The organism is Saccharopolyspora sp. NPDC002686 (assembly GCF_040295745.1).
Classification (GTDB): domain Bacteria; phylum Actinomycetota; class Actinomycetes; order Mycobacteriales; family Pseudonocardiaceae; genus Saccharopolyspora; species Saccharopolyspora oryzae.
In genome coordinates, this window is the sequence record NZ_JBEOVY010000340.1 from 1 (window position 1) to 8,276 (window position 8,276).

Below are 8,276 nucleotides of genomic sequence, written 5' to 3' on the forward strand. Positions count from 1 at the left end.
GCCAAAGGCCGGGCTTGACATCCGGAGCACAGCCCCCACAATCCACCAACCACGGGGATGACCCCCACCAACAACCCAACAACCACAGGTAGCGCCCACCCTGCAACCGCCACCAAAACCCCGCAGCAGGACTCAGAAATCCCGCCCGGACCGAGCCGCGGTAACGGCCCGGTGCAAGGTCTCCGGCGTACCGAACCCACCGGCCTTGGTGATCACATACCCAGGCTGAGGCTCGGTCCGAGCCAGAACAACCCCCGGCTCAAGCTCGTTCAGCAACCGCAGCCCAGTAACACCCCGCCGGCTCAAGACAGCCCGAGCGGTCTCACCCCCAGTGAGCACCAACAACGCAGCCCCACTAGTCGCAGGAGCGCAAACTTCGGCAAGCGCTGTGTTCAGCCGCCGCGCAACACTGACGTCCACAGGTCCGTCCAGGGTGACCACGACGTCACCTGTCTTCAACGCATCCCGAACCTGTTCCGACATGCGGGCGAGCGCAGCGGCGTTGGCGTCGAGCAAGTTCCGCACCGATAAGCGCCGGGTGTGCGGAAAGTGCTCCGCGAGGAAATCGGCCTGCTGGCGGGAGATTCCGTTAGCGCTGCCCACCACCGCGAGCGCGTGACCGTTGACCGGGGGCGGGGGTTCCACCTCGCGTCCTGGCCGCAGCTGCTCGGCGAGGGCGTCGGCCAGTCCCGCCGACCCCACCCAACGGGGCTGTTTCGGAGCAGCCATCCCTGCCGTCACGACGGCGCGCAGGTCGCTCTCCGCCACGGCGTCGCACACGACGACGTCGACCTCCGCGAGCAGTTCGGCCAGGTGGGTTCGGAGCGCTGCGGCGTCACCTCGGATCGAGGCCAGCGCGATGCGCTTCACCGTGAGCGGTTCAAGCGCCGAGACGATGTCCGCTGGCGGTTCGGCTGCCTCAGTCGCCCAGGCTTGTGTGTGCTGCAGGGGAATTCCGTCGATGTGGACGACTCCGCCGAGGACGGTTCGTCCGGTGGCCGGGGACGCCGGGCACAGCAGGACTCCTCCGCCGCCGGCGTGTGCCACGATCGCGCCGATCTCGGCGGCCAGGTTGCCGCGCAGCGTCGAGTCGATCTTCTTGAACACGACCCGGCCGTCGGAGTGGCCGCGCAGTGCTTCCGCTACTCGTTTCGCCGCTACCTCCGGGGTCGCGTGCCTGCTGTCCGTGTCGGCGACGAAGACCTCTGCGTCTCCGGTGTCGTCCAGAGCGAGCAGTGTGCGCATTTCGCGCAATGCAAAGGGAACACCGGAGTCACCGGCACCGCTGAGGTCGTCCGCCACAACCAGCACTCGCGATCCCATGATCACCTGCTTTTCTTTTCGCCACAGCCCAATTCGGCCACCCGCCACTCCCCCACCGCGACGACGGGATCACCATAGACAGGTCTGCGCGATTCGCGCAATACTGCGCATATCAGCGTTCGGAACACGCAATGTGATCGGGGCTGACCAGCGCCCGGAGACGGTCCGGTAGGGTCTCCTGTTCGGCGGCGGGCCTTTCCGCGCGGCACCTGCTCGCTCCGCCTGGATCCAGCACTCGCTGCGCCGCGATCATCGACAGGAAGAGATTCCACCAGTCCCACACCGCGCCCGCCGTCGACGCGCAACGCCTGTCCGGCCGCGGCGCACGCCCGCCCTGCTCTTCCTGCGCGGATGCCGAGAGCAGGCGATCACGCTTCCACTGGAGTTCAACTCATGGCGCGAGCCAACCCAACTTCGTCCCCACCTGATCGGCTGGGCACGGTCTTCTACACGTCGGTGGCGCTGTGCGCGCTGTTCGTCGTGTGGGCCACCGTGTTCACCGACAGCCTCGACACCGCCACCAAAGCGGCGCTGTACTGGATCACCGGTTCCTTCGGCTGGGTCTACCTGGTGGCCAGCCTGGCCATGCTGGGTTTCCTGGCCGTCCTCGCGTTCAGCCGCTTCGGACGCATCCGGCTCGGCGCGGACAGCGACCGCCCGGAGTTCAGCACGGTCAGCTGGCTGGCGATGATCCTGGCCGCGGTGATGGGCATCGGTCTCGTCTCCTACGGCGTGTCCGAACCCATCACCCACTTCGTCGCCCCACCCCACGGCCTGGCCGAGCCCGGCACCAAGCACGCCGCCGCGGTCGCGATGCAGTACTCGTTCTTCGACTGGGGCCTGCACGCCTGGGCGATCTTCGCGGTGTTCGGCATCGCGCTCGGCTACTCGACCCACCGCAAGGGGCGCAAGGGCCTGATCAGCCCGATGCTGCGGCCGCTGCTCGGCGACCGCGTCGAAGGCCCGGTCGGCAAGGCGATCGACGTGCTCGCGATCTTCGCGACGCTGTTCGGCACGACCACCTCGCTCGGACTGGGCGCGATGCAGATCAACGGCGGCCTGGCCCGGGTGTTCGGCGCCTCCGGCGGCACCGGCACCCAGATCGCGATCATCGCGGTCGTCACGCTGCTGTTCACGATCTCCGCGATCACCGGTCTGCACAAGGGGATCCGCTTCCTCAGCGAGACCAGCATGGGTCTGACGGTGGTGCTGTTCGGTTTCGTGCTGGTGCTCGGGCCGACCGGGTTCGTGTTCAACCTGCTGGTGGAATCGCTGGGCCTCTACGTCGGTGACTTCATCCCGATGAGCCTGCGCACCGGGACCTTCGGCGAGCTCGAGTGGATGCAGAGCTGGACCTACTTCATGCTCGCCTGGTGGATCTCGTGGGGCGCCTTCGTCGGAGTCTTCCTGGCCCGCATCTCCAAGGGCCGCACCATCCGCGAGTTCGTGCTGGCGGTGCTCGGTGTTCCCAGCGCGGTGTTCTTCCTCTGGTTCACCGCCTTCGGCGGGTCGGCGATCTTCCACGACTCCTTCAACGGCGGCCACATCGCGCAGGACGCCGCGGCGGACACGAACAACGCGATCTTCGCCATGCTGGAAACGCTGCCGTGGCCGACCGTGACCTCGGTGATCGCGATGGCACTCGTCCTGCTGTTCTTCGTCTCCGGCGCTGACGCCAACACCTTCGTGCTGAGCATGCTGTCCTCCGACGGCGCGCCCCGGCCGCGCACGTCGGTGCTGGCCTTGTGGGGCGCGCTCACCGGCGTGACCGCGATCGTCCTGCTGGTCTCCGGCGGGCTGGACGCCCTGCAGAACACGGTGATCGTCACAGCCGCGCCGTTCGTCCTGGTGATGCTCGCGCTCGCGGTCTCGTTGTGGCGGGAGCTCCAGCACGACCCGCTGTTCGCCGCGGAGGTCGAACCCGATCCGGAGCCGGTCGCAATAGGGGCGAAGGGCCCGGAAATGTGATTTGCGCCGGTTTCCGAGCGCCGGGCGGGGTGCGCAACCGCCCCACCCGGCGCGTCGGGTCACAACCGCCCCAGCAGTTCGCGAAGCCGCCGGTCTACCCCCTTCCACCAGCGGTTATGGTGTCCGGATACAGCCTGCGAGCAATCGACGTCAGGAGTGCGCCATGGCTGATCCGCACGGCATCGACCACTTCGACGCCACCTTCGCGAGCGACCTCGCGTGGGCGCAGAAGTTCCGCGAGCAGCTCGCGGAACTGCCGACCACGCTCTGCGAGGACTCCGAACAGGTCGACTGAGGCTCACCCCGGTTCCTCGTCGGCGGCCAGTCCGGCGGGCAGGTGTTCGGAGAGCAGTTCCAGCAGCCGGTTCACGTCGACCGGCTTGCTCATGCATTCGGTGGCCCCGGCGGCGATGCTCTGCTCGCGGTCGCCCTTCATCGCCTTCGCCGTGACCGCGATGATCGTCAGGTCCCGGTAGCGCGGCATCTCCCGGATGAGCCGGATGGTGGCGTTGCCGTCCATCTCCGGCATCATCACGTCCATCAGCACGATCACGATGTCCGCGTGCTGCTGCAGCGCGCTGAGCCCGGCCAGGGCGTTGTCCGCGTGCACCACTTGCAGCCCGTGCTGCGCCAGCAGCGTCGTGATCGCCTGCACGCTGCGGTAGTCGTCGTCGACCACCAGCACCTTCTCACCGTTGAACCGCGGTGACGTGTGCTGCTCGGGCTCGCTGGAGCGCCGCATGTGCTGGTGGCCCTCCTGCCGGATCAGCTCGGTCGAGCGCATCGGCGGGTCGATGCCCTCCGCGGAGACGTCCATGCTGCTCTCCGCCTCGCTCGGCGGATGCGTCCGGGTGACCGGCCCCTCCACTTGTTCGGGCACCGCCGCGGACCTGGTCTCCACCGGCAGGTAGAGGGTGAAGGTGCTGCCGTGCCCGGGGTCGCTGCGCACCTGCAGCTCCCCGCCGAGCAGCGCGGTCAGCTCGCGGCTGATGGACAGCCCCAGCCCGGTGCCGCCGTACTTGCGGACCGTGGTGCCGTCGACCTGCTGGAAGGCTTCGAAGATCAGGTTCAGCTTGTCGGCGGGGATGCCGATGCCGGTGTCGCGGACCGCGAACGCCAGCCGCTGGTTCGCCTGCCGCAGGCCCTGCCTGGTGACCTCGGTGGGCTGGGCCAGGCGGATCCGCAGTTCGACCCGCCCCTTGTCGGTGAACTTGACCGCGTTGGACAGCAGGTTGCGCACGATCTGCTCCAGCCTGCTGCGGTCGGTGCGCACCGTGGGCGGCACCGATGGTGCCACGATCACGTCGAAGTCCAGTCCCTTGTCCGCCGCCAGCGGCCGGTACAGCGATTCGACGTGCGCGGCCAGGTCGGCGAGTTCCACGTCTTCCGGCAGCAGGTGCATCTGGCCGGCTTCCACCTTGGACAGGTCGAGCACGTCGTTGATCAGCTGCAGCAGGTCGGTGCCGGCCTGGTGCACGGTCTTGGCCAGGTCCACCTGCTGCGGGGTCAGGTTCCCGTCCATGTTGTCCGACAGCAGCCGCGCCAGGATCAGCACGCTGTTGAGCGGGGTGCGCAGCTCGTGCGACATGTTGGCCAGGAACTCCGACTTGTAGGCCGAGGCCTGGGACAGCTGCCGGGCGCGTTCTTCGAGTTCCTGCCGGGCCTGCTCGATCTCGATGTTCTTGAGCTCGATGTCGCGGTTGCGGGCGGCCAGCAGCGCGGCCTTCTCCTCCAGCTCGGTGTTGGAGCGCTGGAGTTCGGTCTGCTGCTCCTGCAGCTGCTCGGAGCGGGCCTGCAGCTCCCTGGCCAGGTGCTGGGATTCGGCCAGCAGCGACTCGGTGCGCGAGTTGACGACGATGGTGTTGACGTCGACGCCGATGGTTTCCTTCAGGCGTTCCAGCAGGTCCAGGTGCACCGGGGTGAACTCGGTGACCGAGGCGAGCTCGATGACCGCGAGGACCTCGCCTTCGAACAGCACCGGCACGATCGCCACGTTCGCCGGGGTCATCTCGCCGAGCCCGGTGCCGATCCGGATGTGGCCGGGCGGCGCGCTGTTCACCACGATCGACTTGCGGTCGACCGCGACCTGGCCGACCAGCGACTCCCCCGGTTCGAAGCGCAGCGCACGGCCGTTGCCGGGCGGGCGGCCGTACCCGGCGGTGCGTTCCAGGTACGCGTGCCCGTCCTGGTCGGTCCGGTTGAGGAAGAACGCGCCGTACTGGGCCGACACCAGCGGCGCCAGCTCGCTCATGATCAGCTGTGCGAGGGCGTCCATGTCGTGCTGGCCCTGCATCAGCGCCGACATCCGGGCCAGGTTGGTCTTGAGCCAGTCCTGCTCCTGGTTGTCCCGGGTGGTCTCCTTGAGGTTGCTGATCATCGCGTTGATGTTGTCCTTGAGCTCGGCGACCTCGCCGGAGGCGTCCACGGTGATCTGCCTGGTGAGGTCTCCTTCGGTGACCGCGGTGGCCACCTGCGCGATCGCCCGCACCTGGGTGGTGAGGTTGCTGGCGAGCCGGTTGACGCTCTCGGTGAGCCGCTGCCAGGTGCCGGAGACGTCGGCGACCTCGGCCTGACCGCCGAGCTTGCCCTCGGTGCCGACCTCGCGCGCCACCCGGGTCACTTCGGCGGCGAAGGCGGACAGCTGGTCAACCATCGTGTTGATGGTCGTCTTCAGCTCGAGGATCTCCCCGCGGGCGTCCACGTCGATCTTCTTCGACAGGTCGCCCCGGGCCACCGCGGTCGTCACCTGGGCGATGTTGCGCACCTGGTTGGTCAGGTTGCGGGCCATGATGTTGACGTTGTCGGTCAAGTCCTTCCAGGTGCCCGCGACGTTGGGCACCCGCGCCTGACCGCCGAGGCTGCCCTCGGTGCCGACCTCGCGGGCGACCAGGGTGACCTGCTCGGCGAAGGCGCGGAGCGTCTCGACCATCCCGTTGATCGTCTCGGCCAGTGCGGCGACCTCGCCCTTGGCCTCCACAGTGATCTTCTTCGACAGGTCTCCCCCGGCCACCGCGGTGGCCACCTGGGCGATGTTGCGCACCTGGTTGGTCAGGTTGTCGGCCATGATGTTGACGTTGTCGGTCAGGTCCTTCCAGGTGCCGGCCACGCCGTGCACGCGCGCCTGACCGCCGAGCTTGCCCTCGGTACCGACCTCGCGCGCCACCCGGGTGACCTCGTCGGCGAACGCGGAGAGCTGGTCGACCATCGTGTTGATCGTGTTCTTCAGCTCCAGGATCTCCCCGCGGGCGTCCACGTCGATCTTCTTCGACAGGTCACCCCGCGCCACCGCGGTGGCCACCTGGGCGATGCTGCGCACCTGGTTGGTCAGGTTGCGGGCCATGAAGTTGACCGATTCGGTCAGAGCGCGCCAGGTGCCGGCCGCGCCGGGCACCTCGGCCTGACCGCCCAGCCGTCCCTCGTTGGCCGCTTCGCGGGCCACCCGGGTGACCTCGTCGGCCAGGGCGGAGAGCTGGTCGACCATCGTGTTGATGGTTTCCTTCAGCTCCAGGGTCTCGCCGGAGACCTCGACGGTGATCTTGCGGCTGAGGTCACCTGCGGCGACGGCCTTGGCGACGTGGGAGACGTCGCGCAGCTGTCCGGTGACGTCGGCGGCCATGCCGTTGACCGCGTCGGCCAGATCCAGCCAGGTGCCGGTCAGGCCGGGGACCTGGACCTGGCCGCCGAGCTTGCCCTCGGTGCCGATCTCCCGCGCCACCCTGGTGATCTCCTGGGCGAAAGCGGAGAGCTGGTCGAGCAGGTCGTTGACCGCGGTGTTCAACCCGGCCACCTCGCCGGGCAGCTTCCCGTCGGTCCCGCGGCGCGACATCCGCTGCGTGAGGTCGCCGCGGGTGAGCGCGTCCAGCACGCGGTTGAGCTCGGCCACCGGTGCCAGCAGGCTACCGACCACGTCGTTGACCGCGTTCGCCGCGACCGCCCATCCGCCCTGGTTCGCCCCGTCGAGCGCGACGGGTTCGATCGGCCACTCGCCCCTGTCCGCGGCGTCGCTGACCCGCTGCAGCTCCCCGACCAGCAGTTGGTTCCGCTCGGCGAGTTCGTTGAACACGACGGCGATCTCGGCGACCAGGCCGCCGCCGGAGGGGACCAGGCGGCGTCGGAAGTTGCCGTCCCGCAGCTCCCGCAGCGCCATCACCAGTCTGGTCAGCAACGCGTCTTCGCTCATCCGCGGCGCAGCCACCAGTTCCGCGGCCGCGACATCGGGCGGTCGTGACGACATGACGGCCTCCCCGCCGCACCCCAGCTCAGCGCTTGTTGCGCGAATCCCGGTCGAGTCGCAGTTCGGTGGCCAGCACGGCGGCTTCGCTGCGGTGCCGCATCGACAGCTTGGCCAGCATCTGGGACACGTAGTTCTTGATGGTCTTCTCGGCGAGGAACATCCGCTTGGCGATCTCGCGGTTGGTGAGCCCCTCACCGATCAGCTCCAGGACTTCCCGCTCGCGCGCGGTCAGCACGCGCAGCGGATCCGCCTGCTCCTGCTCCTTGCGCAGCCAGGTCAGCATCGCCTCGGTCTTCTGCTGGCTCAGCAGCGATTGGCCGGACCCCGCGGTGCGGATGGCGCTGACGAGTTCCTGGCTGACCACACCCTTGAGCACGAAACCGGCCGCACCGGCCATGATCGCGTCCATGAGCGCGTCGTGGTCGTCGAAGGAGGTGAGCATCAAGCAGCGCAGTGCCGGCAGCTGCGACTGCAGCTCGCGGCACAGCTCGACGCCGTTGCCGTCGGGCAGCCGCACGTCCAGCACCGCCACGTGCGGCTCGGCCTTGGGCACCCAGGCCAGCGCTTCAGCGACGCTGGCTGCTTCCCCGACCAGTTCCAGGTCGTTCTCGGCACCGACCAGCGCTGCGATGCCGCGGCGGATCACATCGTGGTCGTCGACCACGAACACCCGTATCGCCATCTGGCTCCGCCCCCTTCACCCTAAATCCGGGTAGGGCAATGACCAGCATAAATATCGCGCTGGGCGGCC

The 8,276-nt window shown here is 68.4% G+C and carries 5 protein-coding genes; 2 read left to right on the forward strand and 3 right to left on the reverse strand.

Annotated elements, in window-relative coordinates:
* Positions 1–132: 132 nt before the first annotated feature.
* Positions 133–1,323: a four-carbon acid sugar kinase family protein gene (locus ABTZ89_RS31590; protein WP_351051589.1), complete on the reverse strand. Its 1,191-nt coding sequence runs from the start codon at positions 1,321–1,323 to the stop codon at positions 133–135.
* Positions 1,324–1,716: 393 nt separating this feature from the next.
* Between ABTZ89_RS31590 and ABTZ89_RS31595 the strand changes: the two genes are divergently transcribed.
* Both ABTZ89_RS31595 and ABTZ89_RS31600 read left to right on the forward strand, forming a co-directional pair.
* Complete coding sequence (locus ABTZ89_RS31595) at positions 1,717–3,291, forward strand: BCCT family transporter (RefSeq protein WP_351051592.1); 1,575 nt, start codon at positions 1,717–1,719, stop codon at positions 3,289–3,291.
* 163 nt (positions 3,292–3,454) lie between these two features.
* Positions 3,455–3,586: a hypothetical protein gene (locus ABTZ89_RS31600; RefSeq protein ID WP_270949868.1), complete on the forward strand. Its 132-nt coding sequence runs from the start codon at positions 3,455–3,457 to the stop codon at positions 3,584–3,586.
* Positions 3,587–3,589: 3 nt separating this feature from the next.
* Here ABTZ89_RS31600 and ABTZ89_RS31605 read toward each other — a convergent pair whose 3' ends face one another.
* Both ABTZ89_RS31605 and ABTZ89_RS31610 read right to left on the reverse strand, forming a co-directional pair.
* Entirely contained in the window at positions 3,590–7,486 is a 3,897-nt protein-coding gene (locus ABTZ89_RS31605; RefSeq protein WP_456300262.1) for a HAMP domain-containing protein, read from the reverse strand.
* 64 nt (positions 7,487–7,550) lie between these two features.
* Positions 7,551–8,207 (reverse strand): response regulator, encoded by a 657-nt coding sequence (locus tag ABTZ89_RS31610; protein ID WP_270949870.1) that lies wholly within the window; start codon positions 8,205–8,207, stop codon positions 7,551–7,553.
* Positions 8,208–8,276: the final 69 nt, after the last annotated feature.